We start from the raw sequence: 22,521 nt of genomic DNA, 5'->3' as shown, positions 1-22,521 counted from the left end.
GTACTGGTATTGAGTTCGGATAGATTTGTAGATGGTGCTGCAGCTACTGCGCGCCATTTTGGCATGCCCTCTCTCCTGATTGGAATGGTCATTGTAGGATTTGGTACCAGTGCACCGGAAATGGTGGTCTCCACACTGTCAGCTATGCAAGGAAGTCCAGGTATAGCTCTGGGAAATGCGTATGGGTCCAATATTGCCAATATTGGGCTCATTCTCGGAATAACAGCCATTATAAGCCCAATAACGGTGAGTTCGAAGATCTTGAAAAAAGAGTTGCCTATACTCTCATTGCTTACACTTCTTTCAGTTGCTTTGCTCTATGACTTGAATCTATCTCATTTTGATGCAGCGTTGATCTTGGTACTATTCGCTCTCTTGATATTCTGGAGCATGTACCAAGGATTGAAGGACGGTAAAGACCGACTCGCTGAAGAGATTGATGAAGAAGTTCCAAGCCCATTATCAATGAAACGAGCCGTACTCTATCTGATGTTTGGGCTCTTGTTCTTGATTCTTAGTTCCCGGGTTTTGGTGTGGGGTGCAGTGGAGATTGCGAGATACTTTGGAGTCAGTGATTTGATCATCGGTCTTACCATTGTCGCTATGGGAACCAGTCTTCCCGAACTCGCATCATCGATTCTCGCTGCCCAGAAAGGGGAGCATGATATCGCACTAGGGAATGTCATTGGTTCCAACCTGTTCAATACCACCGCTGTAGTTGGCATATCAGGAGCAATTCATCCATTTGCTGTTGATCCAATGGTTGTTTCAAGAGATATGCTTGTCATGTCACTCCTTACGCTCAGTCTTTTTGTAATCGGGTACCGATTCAAGAAGGATAGGCTAGGCCGTATTAACCGTTTTGAAGGAATTGGCTTATTGCTCTGTTATTTTGGATACACTGCTTACCTGATCCAATCCACGCTCATATAAGACTTTCTTATACCTTCAGCTGTTTTCCATGCTCCAAGGAATAAAGTAGTCGATCAAAGAGTGGGAAGCCTTCCAGTGCATGCTCTACTTCCATGATATAGCGATGGATATCGTAGTCAACTCTTCGGTGAATACACCGAATACTGGTATCCACAATATCCACAAGAGCATAACTAGGTCGAACATCACCATCAAATGAATAGCCGACAGCCCCTGGGTTAATGAATCTGATACCATCACGCTGGAAGTCGGCGGGAATATGTGTATGGGCACTGAAAATCAAGTCCACTTTCTCTTCTGCAAGTTTCTTTGAAAGTCCTGGGGAAAATGGGATATCCTTGGCAATACCTTCATCATCATCATAGGGAGTACCATGACAACAAATGAGCGAGACACCCTCTATCTCCAAGCGTTCCACCGAAGGAAGGCTGGAAAGCTTTTCCTTTGCCTTTTGATGCATCCTGATGGAAGTGTATTTCAGAAGTTTCAGTTTCTGGGAGTCCTGCTCACTCTTTACAGGAAATGCCTTGAGATTCTCCAGGTAAACGTCTGTGTTTCCTTTGATCATGACCAAAGGGTTTTGCTCCATGAGCAGATCGAAACAAAGCTGAGGATCAAGTCCCATAACCACCAAATCGCCTAGGAAAATAACCTGGTCAACTTTGGAGGCCTTGGCATCATTCAATACTGCTTCAAATGCACGGATATTACCATGGATATCACCAAGTACAGCCAATCTCACTGCTGCCACCTCCTAAAAGTGTTGTATGAATTTTACCATAAGCCAAATTTGAATAAAACCACGCAGGCATTCAGTTTTGATCAAATTCTTGCTTTAATACGCTTAATTTTGATACATCACCCAACTTTTCATCAGTAATCCATCGATTATCTTCCCTTTTACAATGGTTTTGATTCAAGAAGAGGAAGTATCATGTTTTGTTGAGCAAGTTGCACACTCTCAAGCCCGCGTTGGCTTAGGTGTGTGTAAAGATTACTCAATTGTTCACTCGTATGACCAATCGTCATTCTCAATACATGCTCATCTACGGTACCACGCAGGAGCGTATTGGCCATATGTCTCAATGAGTGGAAGGTTATATTCCTTTCCTGAAGGTTTCTCTTGTCAAGAACACCACTGCGTACCAACTCCTGTTGGAAACGTTCAGAAAAATAATGGCTTGATACAAACGCCCCATGCTTCTTGCTCCAGAACACCAGGTTATGTGTATGAGAGAATGGATTCTCCAAAGCCAAGGACCTGAGTTCATCACATACAAAAGTAGGGCAGGGTACCATCCTTGTTCTTTTCCCTTTTGGAACCTTCAATCCAGCACGATCTGCATAAGCCTGTGATATGGTGATCATTCCCTCTCCAATTGCTTCCAAACACAATCCACGCAACTCACCAGCACGCATACCGGTGAGGATTGCCAATAGACATGCCAGATAGATTCTTTTTTCACTATGTACTTTTGCATACTGCATGAATGCAGACAACTCTTGTTCACTGAGTATACCTCGCTCACGATGCTGTGCGGCTAGACCATGTATGCTCAATACCACAGCGGATGGAACAAGGCCTCTTCTCTGTGCTTCACGAAGTGCAACGAGTATTGCAGTCATCGCCATATTAATCGTCGTATTACTAATTGCCCTTTCCTGTACCAAGGCCAGTTGCAATCGCTCAAGTTCAGCCAATGTTACTTTCGATAGTAACAGATTCGCGTAAAGGTGGGGGAATACATGATTTTCCAGCAAGTTCAACCTTGTAGCAAGGTAATCGGGAGATATTGACCCGGGATCGAGTATATCTCTTCGTTTAGCGTACTCGCTTTTTTCCCAGGTATAGAAATCCCTAAGATAGCTTACCAGTGTTTGCTCGGTTTTTGCAGAGAAGATAATCCCAGCGTCCAAAGCTTTATAACAGATACGTATGGCTTCATCCCTGCGCCTGATGGGTGCAGTATCAAATATCCCCAAGCGTTTCCTCAGCATCTCCACGCTTATCTTGTTCGTACGTTTTCCAGTCTCCGGATCACGAAACAAAGCGTAGTAATAGGTTCTCTCTCCCCTCAATAGCCTACATAAGGTGAATGGTGCTGGACTGCCCATAGCTGCTCCTTGGATTTATTGTTTGTTCAAACTTTTGTTCAATTTATCAAAATTGTGCATTTTTACATTCACTGTTTAATATTTCTTATTACTTGTTTATATAATACTTTATCATGCTTATATTGTCTATGATAAATTGCTTTACTACTTACTGTGTCACAGTAAGTATCATTTATTACTATATATTTTTATAAATTGTATCTTTATAGCATATGTTACGTATATGAATTTAATAAGATTTTATAAAATTATATTTTAAACTTTAAAATTATAGTTTATATTCTTTAGATTATAAAAATTATATATTAATGCTGTTATTTTTTAATATGATTATATTAATTAGATTAATTCTATCTTTAAATAATTTTAAATATTCCATATTACTAATTCTCATATATTTAAAATATGCATAAATTAATGCATTTAATGTTTCTATACATACATATGATATTTATTATGACAGATTTATGTTTTTTGTTTTTTAAATACAAACGGAGTATCCTACCTACCTGAAGTATTGTGTTATACAGCTGGTAAGTTCTTCTTCATTAAAAGTTGATCCCGAAACAAGAATTTGTGTTCATGTTAAAGGCAACAAAAAACCACCAGGATGCTTGTTCCTGATGGTCAGTGAGGGAATGGGCAGCATTAATATTGTAGTTGTTTCAATTCGCGCCGTGTATCACGGTTCAAATCCCTTTCCTTTACCACGGCACGCTTGTCATGCAACTGTTTACCCCTACATAGGGAGATCTGTACTTTTACAAGATTTCCTTTCAGGTAGATGGAGGTAGGTACCAAGGTGAACCCCTTTTCATCGACTTTCCGCTTCAGTCGCTTTATCTCACCCTTATGGGCAAGAAGCCTGCGATTGCGATTTGGTTCATGATTGTTGATATTGCCATGGGTGTATGGTTGAATGGTAAGACCAACCAGGGTCAGCCCTTGCTTGTCGATTGTCACATAGCTGTCAGAAAAGCTGAAACGCCCATCTCTTATGGATTTCACCTCTGTACCTGCAAGTGATATACCACACTCGAGGTCTTCAATGACCTCATAGTTGAAGTAGGCCTTTTTGTTCTTCTGGAGAAGCTTGAATTTGTTTCTATCTTGTTTCATCTATTCATACCAAGCAACACGGAATCCAATTTGGTCCCCGCAAGCATCACTTTCAATAACACCGACCGTGTGTTCGGTGATTGTATGGGGATCATTCAGGTAACTGCCACCTTTCACAATTGGTTGCATATCAAGAGAGAACGCTTCATGTAAGGCGAGGCTCTCCTGGTAACCGGTTATCCTGGAAAGGGGAATATAGGGCGTCTGTGTAAGTTCCCAGACACCTCCCATAAGCGATACAGGACCGCCACTGATATCTGGAGAAGGGGAGAGAGACTTTGTGTAGTTTAAATCATTCTGCTGAAGGGCGGCAAGACTCCACATTGCCTCAGTGGGAAGGAAAACCTCTTTTCCCGTTTTTTCGCTCAACCAAGCACAGAATGCTTGTGCGGCATGATAACTTACATTGAAAACAGGACGACTTGTAACAAACACCGATGAGATGGTCATACCTTCCAAATATGAATCATCCACCAAACCCTTGCTCATCAACTCATCCTTATTACCCTTTTCCCAATAGGGATTGTCTTCCAGGAATAACGCCCACTGGTACTGGCTGATCTCTGTTGCTCCCAGTACGAAGGAAGGAACAGCCACAGATACCCCGGCTTCATGTATCTCGGGATACTGGGAAACAGTCTCCCTGCCCATGACAAAGGAGGTTGGAGGGTAGGCAAAGCCTGCAAGCTGCAGATCACCATACGAGAGTGATCGCTTTTCAGGGGTAATGGTGGGTACATTGGAAGCGAGGCCCAATCGTGTACCTGCATTGCTGGTATTCATTACTTGTTCAGCAATAGCAAGTAAATCACGGACGGAATCACGCATCTCCACTGTTTCAAGCGCATCCTTGGCCTCAAGAAGCATGGCTTCATTGCTGATGAAACGAAGCGCGGTTTCAATGGTTTCTTGCTTGGTATCCTGGTCAAATCCAAGCGCCTCAAGGTCATGGATCAGATTTGAAAAGAGTGGACGAATGCGGGTAACCTCGTCATAACTGAGAATGGCACTTGCATCTGCGATTTCCTGCAGATTGAATCTATTGATAGCCTTCTTGCCTTCCTCATCCAAGGAAAGTGGAGGAAGTGGCGTTTCCATCGTACGATGAAAAAGCCAGGTCAAAAAGACGGGATGGTCCACCTCTAGCGTATAGGAAGCGTAGGGAATACCACCCTTCATCAATTCGACCTTGTGGTTTCCACTCTCAATAAAATACTGATAACCGGTAACACCAACGTAGGATCCATCAACAACTACTCCGCTCTCACTGAGTTGCCCACGGAATGTGACGTATCGTCCTCCCTTGGTGATCCCCGGGAAGAAGGCAACAAAAAAGATTACCACTGCCAAGATGATGATACTGAGTATCAGGATGAAAACCCCTGGTCTCAGGCCCAGAACATGTGGCAACTGAACCTGATCAACTTCAGGTAGTTCGATTCGTCGTTTCATACACGTTAAGGTATCTTTCCGGTGTTCTCTTGTCAACTGAACCCTATTGTGATAGCTTGCTTCCTATGGAATCATTATTGGATTTTCTTGAAAAACATACGGTGCGCATACTCACTCATCGCAAGGCTGTGAAAGCCTATGAGCTGTCCAAGAAGACAAAGCGTACCTTTATCGGAGAGGTAAAGGGTTGGGCCGATGCCCTGGTATTTGCGGTATTTGCGGTATTACTCATCAACCAATATATCTTCCAACTTTTCGTCATACCATCCCCCTCCATGGTATCAACGCTCAATATTGGGGACCGTGTATTTGTAAGCAAAACCATTTATGGCATTGAAGTGTATCCTGGTGGTCCGAAGATCTTTTCTAAAAACAGACAAGTACAACGTGATGATATCATCACCTTCTACAATCCTGAATATGATTCAAAAGGACCATTCTTTGATGTACTCTCCCAGATCATCTACATGGGCACCTTCTCATTGGTGAACATCGACAAGAATGAGGATGGGTCCATTGCTGAAAGACTCTATGTCAAAAGAGCTATTGGATTTCCCTCCGAGACGATTCGCTTTGTCAATGGTGATGTACAGGTTCGTCCTGCAGGCTTTTCATCGTATATCGATGAAAATTCGTTCAGATCCGATCTCTCTCTGGTAGACGGTCCACATAGAAGTCTTGATGCCTCTTCCTACGAAGGAATTCGAGCATGGGGTAGTCTGTTTGGATACCAGGAAGCTGGTCTGGACCTGTCAGCAAGCCCGGCCTACCTGAAGAGCCAATACGCAAGCGTCCAAGGGGACTCCTATCCCGATGATATGTACGCATTCGAAACTGCCGCAAAGCGAACAAAACACCTGATCAACCCTGCGGATATGCAAGCAAGGAGCGACAGCGCAAAGTATCAAAGCGGAATCTATGTTCCACAGGGCTCCATCCTACCTCTTGGTGACAATCGTGATAACAGCCGTGACGGCAGGTATTTCGGTCCTGTGAAACAGGAAAAAATCAATGGCTCGGTTCGGTTTCGTTTCTGGCCATTCACAAGCATGAAATATCTGGGAGATGCATAGTGCTCACGTTAGGTGCAAGCAACCCAAAAGCCCTCTATCTGCATATTCCTTTTTGCACCACCCGTTGCTCGTATTGTGCATTTTACAGTGAACCAAAACCCTCTTGGAAAGGATTCCAAGAGAGGTACGTTGCCCGTCTTGAGCAAGAAATTACTGATGTGGTGCAAGAGACGGGTGGATTTGAAACGATCTTTATCGGTGGAGGCAATCCAGGTTCCCTTACCTCGGAACAGCTATCCCGCTTGCTTGTTGCAGCAAAGAGCATCCGATGCAGTGAAGTTACCATCGAAATGAATCCTGAGACATTTTCTGAATCATATTTTCCCCTGTTCGAAAAAAAACTTGTCACCCGTTTAAGCATGGGCATCCAGAGCATGGATGATTCAGTGCTTCGTCAACTGGGCAGGAATGCAACGGTAGAGGACAACTTGAGGGCGATTGCCCTTGCCAAGAAAGCCCATGATCTCTACGGTATTGATCTTTCCTTTGATCTGATGGCAGCACTTCCCGGTCAAAGCATCAAGATGGCACTGCAGGATATAGATACCGTGGTATCCCTCAGTGATCCTTCTCATATCAGCCTCTACTGCCTGACCGTAGAGGAGGGAACTGAGCTTGCAAGAAGAGTCTCGCAGCGCGAGCTGAAAGTATGGGATGATGATGGCCAGATGGTATTTTTGCAAAATCTATGGAACCGACTTGGCCGGTTGGGGTATGAGCACTATGAAGTTTCGAACTTTGCAAGAGAAGGACGATATTGCAAACACAACCTTGTGTATTGGAACCTGGATACCTATCTAGGATTGGGAAGCAGCGCTGCTTCATTCCTGCAATCTGAAAGCCATGCATGGCATTACAGCCAGAAGGAAGACCTTCATTCCTTTGCGGAAGGAACCCTGTTCGGTGGGTATGAGAAAGAGTGGCTTGGCAGTGATCAACTGGTCGAAGAATACCTGATGATGGCACTCCGTACAAACCGTGGGATTGAAAAGAACCTTTTCAAAGCACGCTTCTCCCTTGATTTTGATTCACTATTCTCGAAAACTGTTCCACAGCTCGTTCCTCTTTGGTACAAAAATACCCCACATTTATTTGTATTATCACAAGTTGGATGGATGGTTCTTGATGAGATTGTCTTAAGGCTCGCTCTTCAAATTCCGCAACCCCTTGACCGCCACTAGCGCATATGATAGGTTGAATGGGCTATAGATTTCATGATATTTTACTAAATAAGAGGTTCAAATATGTCCGGCCATAGTAAATGGGCTACCATTAAACACAAGAAGGGTGCTGCTGACGCAAAACGCGGCCAGAAGTTCACGAAGCTGATCAAAGAAATTTCCGTTGCTGCCAAGATGGGCGGCCCTGACCCCGATTCCAATGCTCGGCTTCGTACTGCTATTCTCAAGGCTCGTGCAGAGAATATGCCCAAGGACAACATTGACAGGGCGATCAAGAAGGGTTCAGGTGAGCTGGGAAACTCCACCTACTATGAACTGACGTATGAAGGATATGCTGTGGGGGGAGTTGCACTCATAATTGACACCCTAACCGACAACAAGAACCGTACAGCCAGTGATGTTCGTTCCACCCTTACAAAGAATGGTGGTACACTGGGCAACAGCGGATGTGTATCCTACATGTTCCAGACCAAAGGAATTATTACCTACGATTCATCCAAGTATACTGAAGAACAAATTTTTGAAGTGGCATTGGAAAATGGTGCAGATGATGTAACGACTTCCGATGAGGTGATTGAGGTGATTACTACCCCAAGTGACTTTGCAAACGTCCTGGAAGCCATGCAGGCTGCTGGATTTGAGCAAGAAAGTGCTGAGATAGAGAAGGTTGCAGACCAGACGGTCACACTTGACACCGAGAAAGCCCGTAAAGTACTCAAGATCATCGATAAGCTTGAAGAGTTGGAAGATGTCCAGCAAGTTTCTTCCAACCTGGAATTGCCTGATGATTTTGAGGATAGCGACGAAGAATAAGACATGCGAATCCTAGGAATTGATCCAGGATATGCACAGACAGGCTGGGGTGTGGTCGAATCAGACGGGCAGCACAACCGGCCTGTTTCTTTTGGTGTCATCAAGACCAGCACTTCACAACCGGATAGTCAAAGGATACACTTCATAGCGAAGTCGGTTGGACAATTGGCTGAAGACCACCATGTGGATGTTTGTGCCATGGAGGACATCTTTTTTACCAAGAATGTAAGTTCCGCCATCCCGGTTGCGAAGGTGATCGGAGCCTGTATACATCAGATGGGATTGCAAGGACTCCCGGTCAAGTTGTACAGCCCTCCCACCATCAAGACAGTGGTAACGGGTTTTGGAGGTGCGGAAAAACACCAGGTCCAGGAGATGGTTCGTATCTTGCTGGGTTTTGAAACCATTCCCCGTCCTGATCATGCTGCGGATGCCTTAGCTGCCGCAATTTGCTTTGCCGTCTATGATTTTTCAAGAATAAGGATGAAATTGCCATGATCAATGCATTGATTGGAGACATCGTATCCATTGAAGAAGGAACTCTTTTTTTACGGTGTGGCCATATCGAGTATACGCTTTCGGTTTCCAGCCAGACTGCCAGCACGTTCAGCAATCTCTCGCTTGAGGCTCGCAGGGGAGTAAGGGTCATGACCGTTCTGGTTCATCGAGAGGACAGCATGTCACTTTTTGGCTTCTCTGATGCAGATGAGCGGGAAGCTTTTCTTCAGTTGCAGACAGTATCGGGAATCGGGTCAAAACAGGCACTGAAGATCCTCAGTGGTATCAATGTACGGAACCTTGCAGAGGCATTGGATAGTGGGAACCTGAAATTGCTTTCATCTATACCTGGAATTGGTCCGAAAACCGGACAGAAGATGATCCTTGCACTGAGAAATGTGCTGGTATTGGATGAGGATAAAGGGAGAAGCCAAATGGGAACGAGGAAACAGGCACATCACCCATACAGTGATATCATCAATGCGCTTGTCGATATGGGGTATGATCGTCGTCTCGTTGAGGAAACCGTGGAAAAGGTTGCAGAGAACCAGGCTTCTGAGCTCGAGAAGATGAGTCACCATGATGCCGAGGAACATTTGTTTCGTTTGAGCATCAAGTTACTCGGATGACAGGGACGCAATGCATATGGAAACCAATCAACCGGATTTACACGAACTGATACAAAACTCCGTAACCTCTTCTTCCTTCCAGGAAGAGGCGGACAGACAGGAAAATATTCTTCGCCCGAAGTTGTTGAAGGATTTTCAGGGACAACAACGGCTCAAGGATAATCTTGCAGTCTTTGTGCAAGCGGCACGGGAGAGAAAGGAGACCTTGGATCATACCTTCCTCATCGGCCCTCCTGGACTGGGAAAGACCACCCTGGCAAGCATCATCGCCAACGAGATGGGAGCAGAGATCCGAATGACCAGCGCACCTGCATTGGAGAAACCCAAGGATCTTGCAGGGATTCTGACCAATGTCACCGAAGGATCTATTTTCTTTATTGATGAAATTCATCGGCTCAAGCCTGCTCTTGAAGAGATGCTGTATATAGCCATGGAAGATTTCGAGATCGATTGGGTCATCGGCCAAGGGCCAGCAGCCCGTACGATGCGAATACCTCTCCCGAAATTCACCCTGGTAGGTGCCACCACCAAGGCAGGTTCCGTATCCAGTCCTCTCTCTTCACGATTCGGGATTACATGTCATATCGAGTTCTACAATGAGAAGGAATTGGCAAATATCATCAGGCGATCAGCCCAGATCATGCATGTACATATAGAGGAGGAGGCAATCATTCTCCTTGCAAAATGCAGTAGGGGAACACCCCGTATAGCCAATCGTCTCTTGAGAAGATTGCGGGATTTTGCGGCTGTTATGGGGGATGGCCTTGTCACCTCTACCGTGGTAGACCATGGGATGGAACGACTCGGAATCGATACCAATGGGCTCGAGATGCAGGACCGCAACATACTGCGGACCATCATCGAATTTTATGATGGTGGGCCTGTAGGCGCCGAAACCTTAAGTATCAGTGTAGGCGAGGCAATAGAATCCCTCGAGGATTTCTATGAACCATACCTGATCCAGAAAGGGTATCTGAAACGAACACCTCGTGGCCGTATGACCACTAAACTTGCCTATGAATTGCTGGGTATACCCTGTAAAAGGAATATGGATGACAATCAAGGAATTCTCTTTTGACCTACCACCACACCTGATCGCACAAACTCCTGCTGACAAACGAGGGGAGGACCGACTTCTTGTACTGAACCGCAGAGATGGCAGTTTCGTCGATGAACAGATGCATCATTTCGCCTCCTACCTTGAGGAAGGAAGCGTTGTTGTGGTGAATAACAGTAAAGTCAGGAAAGCACGGGTATACGCTACCAGTGATACCGGTAGTACCGTTGAATTTCTCTTTTTGGAGGAAAACCTTGACAACACCTGGCAGTGCATGGTCACCAAGGCAAAGCGTCAGAAAGTAGGAAAGCACTATACATTCCGCAACAAAGAGGGAAACTACAGTCGTAAGGCCTGGATTACCGGAACCGGTGATGACGGGACCAAGACAGTTGCCTTTGATTCCCCGCTGGATGAGCATTTTTTTCGTGAGCTTGGACACGTCCCCCTTCCTCCGTATATCAAACGGGATGACTCCTTTGCTGATGAGAAACGCTATCAGACCATTTATGCAGAAACGGAAGGATCGGTTGCAGCTCCCACTGCAGGGCTTCACTTCACTGAGGATATACTCTCTTCAATACGGAAAAAGGGTTGCATGATTGTCCCCATAACGCTGCATGTCGGACCGGGTACATTCCTTCCAGTCAGGACAGAGCATCTGGATGACCATAAAATGCACTATGAACGGTATGAGATCAGTGAGAAAGCTGCAAACATCATAACCCAAGCGCATAGGGATGGCAGAAAGATAGTAGCTACTGGGACAACCAGTGTGAGGACACTTGAGAGCGCCTTCAACAGCGCAGAGCAACGCCTTGAGAATGGGGAAGGGCGGACAAATCTCTTTATCCGCCCCGGCTACCAATGGAAAGTGGTAGACCAGCTCCTGACCAATTTCCACACCCCTGAATCAACATTGCTGGTCCTCGTCTCTACCTTTGCAGGGAAACCCTTCATCGATAGGGCTTACCAGCATGCCGTGGACAAGGAGTATCGCTTTTTCAGCTATGGGGATGCTATGTTCATCCGCTAGAAGAGAATCTCCTGGATGTTTCTTGCAATCTCCTCCTTCGGGAGAAGCCCATCAAGTCTCACCAATGTTACTCCTTCATCAAGTGTATCAAAGATGCGCTCATAGCTCTCTTTTACCTTTTCGAGAAACTCATGACGCTCAAACAACTCCTCTTGGTCTCCTCTTCCCTTGATTCTTCTCAGGCATTCATCAACTGGAGTATCGATGAAAAATAAGTATTGGGGGGAAGGGAAGGCATTGAGCCTCTGTATCGTCTCGAAATCGCTGTCGATACTCTGGTATGCCAAGGAAGAGTAAAGATAACGGTCACAAATGACCAGCTTCCCCTCATCCAGGTCCCGAATAAGACCATTGACCGGATTATTGAGATGGTCTTCTCGGTCAGCTGCATAGAGCATTGCCAGTGACAAAGGCGTTGTGACAATTTGCTTTCTCAGCACGGAACGGACAAGCCGTCCGATTGGTTTATCGGTCGGTTCGAAGGTCGCACGACAGGGACGGTCATTCTGGTCACAATATTCTGCAAGCAACTGCATCTGGGTAGTAGTACCAGCTCCATCCAATCCCTCGAAAACAATAAAATTCTGCAATACTGAAGGCATATCCATATCTCCTTTCCTATCTCTATGGTACGGTAAATATACCACAAGGTAAATCAGTTTTTTTACGTAATAATGCGGGATAATCTGGAAAATGGAGGTGCCCAAGCCATGCACTATCGGCTATACTTGTACAGAAAGGTGTAAGAGGCGTGCGATATCATACTACGTTGAAGGACATAGCCATCTCTGTACTCGTGCTTGTCAGTTGTGCCATTCTCACCCTATGGGGGATGGTATATCTTGATATGCGCAATCCAAGCCGATATCTTGCCGATTACCTGGTTTCTTCCCTCGAGCAGAGCGGCTCATTTACCTTCTCCGCAACCGGTATAGAACGTACATTCCTCAGGGACCTGACCATTCTCAACCCTTCCTTAGAAAAAGATGAAAAGGTCCTCGCCTCTGCAGAAGAGGGAACCATAAAGGGAGGGATTCCCTTGCTTGTCCAATCTGTCATGCAAGGAAACAAACGTGTGTCTCTCGAACTGCAACAAGTGCAGGTAGAACTCGATGAATCATCTTCCCTCCCACAGCGTGGTGATGAATCATCCGATCTCATCAGCCGCTGGTTGCAGGAGAATACCTTCCAAGTCAATGCAAACTCTTTGGAAGGTTCCTTTAGTACTTCCTCATTCACCGCTGATGTACACCAAGCTGCTTTCAATTTTGAGATGCAGAGAGGAGATAGCCTTCCTTCACTGCAGGCAAGAGCCGGAGGTGTATTGCTCAAGATCGGCAGTACCGATGTTGCTCTGGAGGGAACCATTCTCAATCTCAATAAAGAGGGTACGGTTTCCTTTACCTCATCTCTCTCTACGCTTACTACACAACAAGGGTCTGGCAGCATGGAAAACCTTGTAGCCCAAGGATCCATCACAGGTTTCAATCTTCCAACAGATGTAGGGTTGCTATCCCTCTCTGCAGCAAATGTCGATGCACAACTACCAAGCCTATCCTTTTCAATACCAGAGTTCAATGGTACGGTATCACTGGAACAAGGTAGGCCACAACTTGCAACGCTCTCGTTTGACGAAATGATCATGCGCAGCAATCAGATGGTATTGTATGCCCCAACAACCACACTGCAAGGGACCTGGGGTGAAGGACAACTCTCCCTTGGTGCTGCAACGAAGGAGGGAGAACCGCTTACCTTCATTGTGCAGGATACACTCTCCCTGGACAGTGACAATCTGATTCTTAATGCCCGGTACCAGAGCGAGGGTGGGAATATAGAAGCATCCGTATTGCTCAATCAGGTAACCTACCAACGAGAAGATCTTACAGCTCGCCTGGATTCCGTATCCATTACAGGTGATGCTCTACTGAAAGATGGTGCTCTTGAAAATGTTTCAGCAAGCATGTCCTCCAGTAGTACGTTCTCCCTGCATTCAGAAGGGATAGAAGCTGCTTCCCCGCTCACATCAACAGTTCGTTATGAGAAAGATCGCTCCTCATTGAGCGCATCCCTTACTTTTGAGGAACTGATATCTTCTTTCACCGATGGACCCCTCTATACCCGCCTCTCATACCAAGGGAATGTGCTTGGAAGACAGTTGCAAGGGGAGATCTCTCTTGATGAGCGGTTCAACCTGCTTTCAGTATACAATCTCCCCCTAGAGGATGTCGGCTCTCTCCATATCAGTTCACGTATGGATGAATTCCCTCTCTCATTCCTTTCTCCCACAATCACACGCTATGCGCCATTCTTGCAACCGTATTACGATGAGGCTACAAACCTTACAGGGAATATTTCATTCCAGTCAGAAACGGGGCAGGGGGCTGTCATGCCATTTGACGGCACCCTTGCCATTGACCTTGCGATTCGGCAGATGAAAATCGGAAAGCTTGAGACAGATGCAGGATTCATCTTCCAAGGGTATGTAGAGAAGGATGTGCTCGATGTAGAGGCTTTGACCATCGCTACCAGTGGATACAGACTGGTGTACACAGGGGAAACGGATTTGCACGACTGGCTTCCCAGTGGCCAATTGGATCTTTTCAGGAGCTTTGACGGACAACTGCTTGGAAGTATCAATTTCTTCGAGGAACCACCAAAGCAGTATCGGTTCAAGATGACCACCCCATATGAACAATCCTTCTTCATTGAAGGGATTGTAAGTTCATCCCCGCAAAATCTCCTCATTGGAGATGCCCAGCTTGGAATGTTCGAAACGCTCTATCCTTTCTCGTTCCTTTTGCAGACCAGCACATTACAACTTAGCATCAAGCAAGAAGATGCATTTTCTCTAAGCACGAACCTTGCTCCACCTATTGTGGCTGACGTCACCAGCAATGGACTGACACTCCCCAATCGGGGATTCTTTGCAAATGCCGAGATTTCTGGTGAGACGCAACTGGCATTCAACAATGCTCGCAGCTGGAGCATTGAAAGTGATCTTCTCACGATAGGGAATGTGGCCTTCCAAGGTCACATCTATACACTACAGACACCTGTATCGATAACACAGGAGAACATCACCCTGTCTGAAATCTTACTGACTGATGAACAGGGAACAGAATTGAAGAGTGAACTCTCCTACAGGGGGGCTGATTTCCTTACCTTGGCTACGCAATCCTTCCTCGCGCCATTCAATGCTTCGTTTACCTTGGAGTCCGGTGATGAGAGGAAGATTGCCATCTCCCTGATGGGTGAAGAGCAGCGTATCAGTACCGTGGCCAAGTTTACAGAACTGCCACTCGATAGATTCTCTACAATTGGTGAGGGTATGGTGGTCAATCTGGATATCCTGGGCTATACCGATCTCAAGCAAACCATCAGTGCCGATGGTTTGCTGCGGGTAAGAAAAGGAGAGGGTACATTTTCTACCAAGATTGAGGCAAGTGACACCACACTCAACCTATTTGACTCACAATTCTCACAAGGAGATCTTTCCTATACAGGCAATCTGTTGTTGATCAATGGGAATAAAGCCTTGAGTGAAGGAGCATTCTCCCATATCCGCCATCTCTCCTATAAAGATCAACAGAGCAAAGCCAACTATACCATGGCACTCGATCTCGGGAAAATGGAAACACTCTTTGATCTTCCTTCAGCACTCGCCCCGATCAGGGAAGGGAGGGCAAAGGCTGTGCTTTCCCTCTCAGACATCCTCTTGTACGGCGAGGGAGGGATTGCTGACGGGGTATATTCACTCTCTCTCGACAATCCAAAACTTTCCATTGAAAGCAATCTCCTCTCATTCAACTATGACCTGTCGACACAACATCTCAAGGGAGCAGCAGATCCAGCATTTGGTATCGGCTTATCTGCCGAAGGCTCTCTTGCAGATGAAGACTTCGGACTCCTCATCGAGGATATACATTTTCCATTGAACCTGCTCAACCGCACATTTCTCAAACCAGTGTTCAGTTTCCTGGACGGCGTAGCAGAAGGGGAAGTATTCGTGGGTGGCAGCAAAGATTCACCACGTCTCTATGGGCAGGTTTCTGTGGATTCGTCCAGAATGAAACTGTTCTGGCTGCCGGAGGATATCATTACCATGAAGAATATCACCGCTGCTTTGGACGGGACACGAGCCGTCACCCCAGATACGCCATTCTTCTCGATCAACACCATTACAGGAAAAACAGTTGAAGGCTACGGCTCCCTTGGAGCCAATTTCGATGGATTGCGTCTACTCAACTACGAAATGCATGCTGACAGTGGCAATGAAATGCTCTATGTATGGATTCCCATGCAAGAATTTGATGTAGATATCCGCACCTATGCAGGAGGCACTTTCCACTTATTTGGTGTGGGTTTTGAGACATGGCTCGATGGAGAGGTAACCATCCAGGACACCTCTATCAGCTTGGGAATCAAGGATCTTCCCTACTGGTATGTGGCAAACAACCTCACGACTATTGATTTCTCGGTGGTTACCGGAAGGAATGTCTCCTTCTTCTATCCAAATACGCCCAATCCATTCATCAAGGCAACCATTACGGAGAACCAGAACATCAATTTTACCTACGATCATACTACCGATGAATTTGTGATCGACGGGAATCTATCGTTCAGGAGTGGAGAGTTCTACTACTTCCAGAAAAACTTCTTTATCACTGAGGGATCACTCTCACTTCATACTGATGCACTCTCCGGGCAGAACACCATCCAGCCAACCGTCAATCTAAGAGCAAAATTGACAGATTTTGATGCACAGGGGAACAGGGTTGATATCTTCCTGGTACTCCGTGAGTCAAGCCTTACCAACATCAACCCACGATTCGAATCGACACCACCGAAGGATATGAACGAGATACTCGAGATCCTTGGCCAGTCAATCCTGCCCACCGGAGCGTATGGACAGGTCAACCTCTACAGTGTTGCTAGTCTTGCTGCAGCAGCCACAGACGTTGCGGAACGGCTGGGATATCTGCAGACCAGTCAATCAACCTTGCTTACCGATTCAATCCGCATCTCTTTGGGGCTTGATATGTTCTCCATCCGAAGCAACATCCTGCAGAATATCCTCATCGATGCTCTTCCGGGTGGAAGCTTGGCCAACCTCAGTCCTCTTGCAAGATATCTGAACAATACCACCATATTCATGGGTAAGTACGTAGGTGAGCAGTTATTCCTGCAAGCATTGGTCCACCTTACTGCCACAGATGGAACAAAAGCCACCAGAACGTTCATATCCCCTGATCTTTCACTTGACCTAGAGCTGTCACTTGACTGGCAGAATCCCATAGGGACATTCTCCTTCTTTACCCAACCCAATGAGTTGTCGTTCGTCAATATTTTAGATACCATTGGGTTTAGTGTAACCAGAAGGTTTGTTCTGCGTTAAACAAGCATATACGAGGAGTTATCATGAACATGCGGAAATCACGCCGTTTCTTTTGCACAATCCTTATCATTCTTTTTTCCCTTTCCCTGCTGAGTGCCGCTGAAGAGACCCCATGGTACATAGGCAAAAGAATTGCGTCTTTCTCCAATACAGGATTACAAAATGTAGATGAAAGCACAATCTTGGATATTCAATATGCATACTTGGATAAACCTTTTACTGATGAGTTGTTCAATGAATTGCAAGGAGAGCTCTATGCGCTGGATTATTTTTCGTATTTTCTTGCTGAAGCACAACGAACAGGGGAGGGAAACAACGAACTTGAAATCGTCATGGATTTTTATGAATTGCCCTATATCAACCAGGTCACGATTGAAGGCAATACGGGAATAAAGACGAAGAATATCGAGGAAGTTATCCTCTGTGGGGAAGGCACATTCCTGCAGGAGCAGAATATTGAACGCTCCAAGGAAGAGATCAGAAAGCTTTATGAAGAGAAAGGATATGCCGATGCAGAGATTACATCTTCGTATGAGATTGATGAAACCACAAATACAGTGAGCCTGGTGTTCACCATTGAAGAGAGCAAGCAGAAGAGAATTGGCGAGATTACCTTTGAGGGCAATGCAACGTTTTCAAGTGATCAACTTGAGAAACAACTTTCATCAAAGACCATCAGTTACTTCAACAGCGGCTACTACAACCCATCAACCATCGAGACCGACAAACAGAACCTTATCGCATTCTACCAGAGTAATGGTTTTATCGATGCTGCCATCTCAGATGTGAGAACAGAAGATATCAGCAGAGAGGACGATGAATATACGCGACTAAGGGTCATCTACCAGATTGAGGAAGGGGAACAGTGGAAATTTGGTGGTATCAAGGTGGAAGGGAATACGGTATTCAGTGATGAACAGTTCCAGGACCTTATCAGCATGAGAGAAGGTGCTGTCCTCGATATCACCCGTGTCCAGAAAGAGATAGAGGCAGTGACTGACCTATATTGGAACAATGGCTACATCTTCAACCTCATTTCAAGTGATATGGTACGTGATGAAGAGAACAAGGTCATCACCTTCATCCTCACTGTACAGGAAAACCAACAGGCCATTGTGGAAGATATCCGTATCGAGGGTCTTACCAAGACAAAACCGTATGTGTTTGAACGCGAATTGACGTTTAGTCGCGGCGATATATTCAGCAAGGAAGCCTTGATCCGCAGCGCACAAAACATCTACAACACCCTGATTGTCACCGATGTCCAGTTTGACATTATCAATGGCAGTAAAGAAGGCACCGTTATTCCTGTGTACACCGTCGTTGAAGGGAACCAGATGGATATCCAGTTCGGAGCCACCTTCGGTGGAAACGTTGATGGATTCCCTGTTTCAGGATTCCTCCAATGGTCCGACAAGAACCTGGGAGGAACCGGCCGGGACCTTGCAATCACCACCAACCTGAGTCCTGACACCCAGAATTTCTCCATATCTTTTACTGATGGATGGTTCAAGGATTACCGTTGGTCGAATGGCTTGAGTTTCAACTTTGAGAGAAGCAAGAAGCAGGGTGTCCTGCAACGGGGAATTGGTAGTGATTACTATACTGGTCATGATGTTGCCATATTGGAGGATAATGCATATCCCCTTGGATATGACAGTTATCTCAGCTACTTGGCAGCAGACAAGGCACTTCCTGCCAACTCCGATCTGATGAGTTATCTGTACTACCGGATATCCTTTGGGTATAATACCGGTTATACCTTCATGTTCCGTCCTGGTTCACTCACGGTAGGAGGAGGGCTTTCCATCGGGCTTAATTATGCTGACTATAACCATTCGGTCTACGACCCTTATGAACGCTTGATCAAGTTATATGGCGATAGTTGGAAGTTCAGCAACAGACTCAGCCTTTCCTTTGCATGGGATGGCCGTGACCGGATCGAGAATACCAGCAAGGGATACTACCTCAGCCAGAACTTCACCTATGCCGGTGGTATTCTTGGTGGTCTTTCCAACTACATCAAGACCTCCTCATCTGCAAGTGGGTATGTGACGCTCTTCTCGTTTGAACTTGCAGAGAAGGATGCCAATGTCGTGTTGGGTGCTACCACCACTGTCAGTGCAATGCTACCCCAGTACTATGACTATAATAGTAGATTTGATACGGGAGAAACACAGAAATGGGATTGGTACGATGCAAAACAAGGTGCCACCCGCTATGAGATGCTCTATATCGATGGTATGAATACCGGTCGTGGTTTCTCCGTTATCTTTGACCAGGCATACCTGTGGGACAACCAGGTTTCTATCAGCTGGCCTCTTGCCCACAATGTACTCTCAGCGGAGATCTATGGCAGTGCTACGGGTGTGAGTGCCGATTTGCAGAACATCGCTCCATCTTCACTTGCTTGGTACTACTCCATGGGAGCAGGAATCAAACTGAAAGTACCCGGATTCCCATTGGGATTGTATCTGGTGAAAAACGCAAGTTATATTGATGATACCTTTGCATGGGATGGAGGAACCATCTTCAGGGGGAGCAGTGACGACAGTGGCTTGAAACTGGTACTTGCGATCACCACAACACTGTATTGAGTATGAGTGAAAAAGAAACTTTGACGCCCATGATGGTCCAGTACCATCAGATCAAAGAGCAACACCAAGGGGAAGTACTGTTCTTCCGCCTTGGTGATTTCTATGAGATGTTTGAGGATGATGCCCGGGAAGTTTCCCGCCTCCTCAACCTAACCCTCACCAAGCGCAATGGCCAGCCGATGTGCGGTATTCCGTATCATGCTGCAAAAACCTATATCAAACGGTTGCTGGAAGCAGGACGGAAGATTGCCATCTGTGAGCAGACCAGCCTCAACCAGGAAGGTGGGAAAAAGCTGGCAACCCGTGAGGTCGTACAGGTCATCACACCTGCAACAGTCATTGAAGATGACTATCTTGATGCAGAACAATCCAGTTATGTCTTGAGCATCTCATTCCAGAAACAGGGTATTTCTGTCAGCTATGCAGATATCACCACAGGTGAGTTCTCATTACGGACTCTCGGGAAAGATCCTCACTATGGTTCACTGCTTGCTGTATTGGAACAAGTTCGGCCCAGGGAACTCTTGGTAAATGAGGATGATTATTTTCTCTACCAGGACTACCAGGATTTGCTAGCCTCTCAGCAAGCAATGGTAAGCAAGCTTCCGCCTTGGAGATTTTCCATTGCTGATGGATACAGTTTGCTCTGCAGCCATATAGGAAGTACGAGCCTGAAAGCCTTTTCACTGGAAGAAAAGGACCATCGCTTATCCAGTGCTGGGGCCCTGCTCTGGTATTTGAGAGAGACAGCAAAGACAAGCTTGAATCAGATTGACTCATATACAGTGGTTGAAGAGACACAATTTCTGCATATTGATGAGGCAAGCCGAAAAAGTCTTGAGCTGGTAAGCAATACCAATGATGGAAGTGAGAAATTCACGCTTTTCTCGGCAATCAATGCCACCCTCACCAGTATGGGTACCCGTCGGTTGAAAAACTGGATCACACAAGCCTTGACAGATATCGACCAGATTCTCTTTCGCCAGAGATGGGTTGAGATGCTTTTCCTGGACCGTGATGAACTGGGCAGGGTCAGGTCGATCCTGAAACAAGTATTGGATATCCAGCGCCTGACTTCCCGCATTGCCATGAATAGGCAGGTTCCCAGGGACCTGACAGGAATTGCCCAGACCATTTCAGCCTTTTTCCAATTGGTTGACCAACGCTACCAGGATCTTCTCCCTTCCAAGCTGGATGAGACGCAGCTTAAAATGTTGCTCCAGCTTGCAAGTGAAATACAGGAAGCCATCAATGACCAGTGGCAGGGTCCCTTTGAGGAAGGAAAGGTGATCCGTAAAGGGTTTGATACACAACTGGATGCACTCAGAGGTACCAAATCGGGGGGTAATGCGTTGCTGGACTCCTACCTCAGGCAACTGAAGGAAGAGACGGGAATCCCTACAATAAAGCTCTCTTCCAATAAGATCCTTGGCCACTATATAGAGGTTACCAAAACCCATGCCCCAAAGGTTCCCTCCACCTTCTACCGCAAGCAAACATTGGTGAATGCAGAGAGGTTCACCAGTGATGAATTGATCAAACTGGAACAACAAATCCTTGAAAGTGCCGCTTTGGCCGAAGAGAGGGAGAAGGAAGTCTACGAGACATTGGTATCCAAGACCAGGGACTTACAACAGATTCTACTCTCCATCAGTGGATTCCTCAGTGACCTGGATTGTTTGCAGAGTTTTGCAAGTACGGCAATCACGCACCAATATACCAAGCCGAGCTTTACAGACGAGGATGTGCTAATCCTGGAAGGGGCAAGACATCCAGTGGTAGAACAGCATCTCACCCCTGGTGGTTTTGTCGCCAATGACCTGACGATCAGAAGTACCGGAAAACGGTTCTGTTTGATTACAGGACCGAATATGGCAGGCAAGTCAACTTTCCTCAGGCAGAGCGCGTTGCTGGTTCTCCTGGCGCAGATCGGTAGTTTTGTCCCTGCAACGAAAGCAAAGCTTGGCCTCGTCGATCGTCTCTACTGCAGGGTAGGAGCGAGTGACAATCTTGCCCGTGGAGAGTCCACCTTCCTTGTCGAGATGCAGGAAGCAGCCCACATTCTGAGAACAGCGACCAGGCATTCTCTTGTGATCGTAGATGAACTGGGCAGGGGTACCAGCACCCAGGATGGAATGTCGATTGCGTATGCCATGATGCAGAAACTCCTGTCCATGGATTGCAAGACACTGTTTGCAACCCACTACCATGAGCTTGCCCGAATTGATACCAGCGCCATCCAGCTCTTGACGTTGCAGGTAAGCGAGATGGGCGGGGAGGTAAAGTTCATGAGGAGGGTCATTGAGGGAATTGCAAACAGTTCCTATGGGTTGAACGTTGCAAGAATGGCAGGGGTCGGCCGTGATGTCATACGCCAAGCCCGACAATTCCAGAAGCAGCACTTTGCGGAGTATGATTTCTCTGCAATGCAACCTGATCTGTTCAGTGCAGCTGCTGAACAGGAAGAACTTCCCAATAGTGATCTTGATGCGAATGAAAGAGAAGTCATCGATGCTTTGGAGTCATTCAGCATAGACCGTTCATCACCCTTGGAGGCCCTTCTGTTGTTGAAGGATTTACAGGAGAAATTGCAAGCAAGATAATCACAGATTCTTCTTAAGGA

The 22,521-nt window shown here is 46.2% G+C and carries 16 protein-coding genes; 11 read left to right on the top strand and 5 right to left on the bottom strand.

Annotation, left to right across the window (positions count from 1 at the left end; genetic code table 11):
- The coding region (locus AB7S66_RS01140) for a calcium/sodium antiporter (protein ID WP_428517544.1) at window positions 1-933 on the top strand (933 nt) is incomplete at its 5' end.
- Between the two features lie 7 nt (window positions 934-940).
- Here the strand turns inward: AB7S66_RS01140 and AB7S66_RS01135 are convergent.
- The 4 genes from AB7S66_RS01135 to AB7S66_RS01120 form a co-directional block, all read right to left on the bottom strand.
- Complete coding sequence (locus AB7S66_RS01135) at window positions 941-1,675, bottom strand: metallophosphoesterase family protein (RefSeq protein ID WP_428517543.1); 735 nt, start codon at window positions 1,673-1,675, stop codon at window positions 941-943.
- Window positions 1,676-1,833: 158 nt separating this feature from the next.
- Window positions 1,834-3,048: a tyrosine-type recombinase/integrase gene (locus AB7S66_RS01130; protein ID WP_428517542.1), complete on the bottom strand. Its 1,215-nt coding sequence runs from the start codon at window positions 3,046-3,048 to the stop codon at window positions 1,834-1,836.
- 648 nt (window positions 3,049-3,696) lie between these two features.
- Window positions 3,697-4,167 carry an SsrA-binding protein SmpB gene (smpB, locus tag AB7S66_RS01125; RefSeq protein ID WP_428517541.1) on the bottom strand — a complete coding sequence of 157 codons (471 nt, stop codon included), beginning with the start codon at window positions 4,165-4,167 and terminating at the stop codon, window positions 3,697-3,699.
- Window positions 4,168-5,619, bottom strand: coding sequence for a formylglycine-generating enzyme family protein (locus AB7S66_RS01120; protein ID WP_428517540.1), 1,452 nt, complete (start codon window positions 5,617-5,619; stop codon window positions 4,168-4,170).
- 65 nt (window positions 5,620-5,684) lie between these two features.
- Here AB7S66_RS01120 and lepB point away from each other — a divergent pair, with 65 nt between their 5' ends.
- The 7 genes from lepB (at window position 5,685) to queA (ending at window position 11,906) form a co-directional block, all read left to right on the top strand.
- Entirely contained in the window at window positions 5,685-6,692 is a 1,008-nt protein-coding gene (lepB, locus tag AB7S66_RS01115; RefSeq protein WP_428517539.1) for a signal peptidase I, read from the top strand.
- Window positions 6,692-7,873 (top strand): radical SAM family heme chaperone HemW, encoded by a 1,182-nt coding sequence (gene hemW / locus AB7S66_RS01110; protein WP_428517538.1) that lies wholly within the window; start codon window positions 6,692-6,694, stop codon window positions 7,871-7,873. The genes lepB and hemW overlap by 1 nt, the downstream gene beginning before the upstream one ends.
- Before the next feature lie 63 nt (window positions 7,874-7,936).
- Window positions 7,937-8,686 (top strand): YebC/PmpR family DNA-binding transcriptional regulator, encoded by a 750-nt coding sequence (locus tag AB7S66_RS01105; RefSeq protein WP_428517537.1) that lies wholly within the window; start codon window positions 7,937-7,939, stop codon window positions 8,684-8,686.
- Between the two features lie 3 nt (window positions 8,687-8,689).
- Window positions 8,690-9,184, top strand: a complete 495-nt coding sequence (ruvC, locus tag AB7S66_RS01100; RefSeq protein ID WP_428517536.1) for a crossover junction endodeoxyribonuclease RuvC — start codon at window positions 8,690-8,692, stop codon at window positions 9,182-9,184.
- Window positions 9,181-9,813, top strand: a complete 633-nt coding sequence (gene ruvA / locus AB7S66_RS01095; protein ID WP_428517535.1) for a Holliday junction branch migration protein RuvA — start codon at window positions 9,181-9,183, stop codon at window positions 9,811-9,813. The genes ruvC and ruvA overlap by 4 nt, the downstream gene beginning before the upstream one ends.
- 16 nt (window positions 9,814-9,829) lie before the next feature.
- A complete protein-coding gene (gene ruvB / locus AB7S66_RS01090; RefSeq protein WP_428517534.1) occupies window positions 9,830-10,891 on the top strand; it encodes a Holliday junction branch migration DNA helicase RuvB in 1,062 nt (353 codons plus the stop codon).
- Window positions 10,866-11,906 carry a tRNA preQ1(34) S-adenosylmethionine ribosyltransferase-isomerase QueA gene (queA, locus tag AB7S66_RS01085; protein WP_428517533.1) on the top strand — a complete coding sequence of 347 codons (1,041 nt, stop codon included), beginning with the start codon at window positions 10,866-10,868 and terminating at the stop codon, window positions 11,904-11,906. The genes ruvB and queA overlap by 26 nt, the downstream gene beginning before the upstream one ends.
- Here queA and tmk read toward each other — a convergent pair.
- A complete protein-coding gene (tmk, locus tag AB7S66_RS01080; protein ID WP_428517532.1) occupies window positions 11,903-12,508 on the bottom strand; it encodes a dTMP kinase in 606 nt (201 codons plus the stop codon). The genes queA and tmk overlap by 4 nt on opposite strands.
- Before the next feature lie 167 nt (window positions 12,509-12,675).
- Here tmk and AB7S66_RS01075 point away from each other — a divergent pair, with 167 nt between their 5' ends.
- The 3 genes from AB7S66_RS01075 to mutS are packed head-to-tail and all read left to right on the top strand — an operon-like array spanning window position 12,676 to window position 22,501.
- Window positions 12,676-17,301, top strand: a complete 4,626-nt coding sequence (locus AB7S66_RS01075; protein ID WP_428517531.1) for a hypothetical protein — start codon at window positions 12,676-12,678, stop codon at window positions 17,299-17,301.
- Window positions 17,302-17,324: 23 nt separating this feature from the next.
- Window positions 17,325-19,898 carry an outer membrane protein assembly factor BamA gene (gene bamA, locus AB7S66_RS01070; RefSeq protein ID WP_428517530.1) on the top strand — a complete coding sequence of 858 codons (2,574 nt, stop codon included), beginning with the start codon at window positions 17,325-17,327 and terminating at the stop codon, window positions 19,896-19,898.
- A gap of 2 nt (window positions 19,899-19,900) precedes the next feature.
- Complete coding sequence (gene mutS, locus AB7S66_RS01065) at window positions 19,901-22,501, top strand: DNA mismatch repair protein MutS (protein WP_428517529.1); 2,601 nt, start codon at window positions 19,901-19,903, stop codon at window positions 22,499-22,501.
- The last annotated feature ends 20 nt before the right edge of the window (window positions 22,502-22,521 follow it).

It is taken from the genome of Sphaerochaeta sp. (genome assembly GCF_050178175.1).
Taxonomy (GTDB): Bacteria; Spirochaetota; Spirochaetia; order Sphaerochaetales; family Sphaerochaetaceae; genus Sphaerochaeta.
This window is presented reverse-complemented; position numbering and strand designations above follow the sequence as displayed.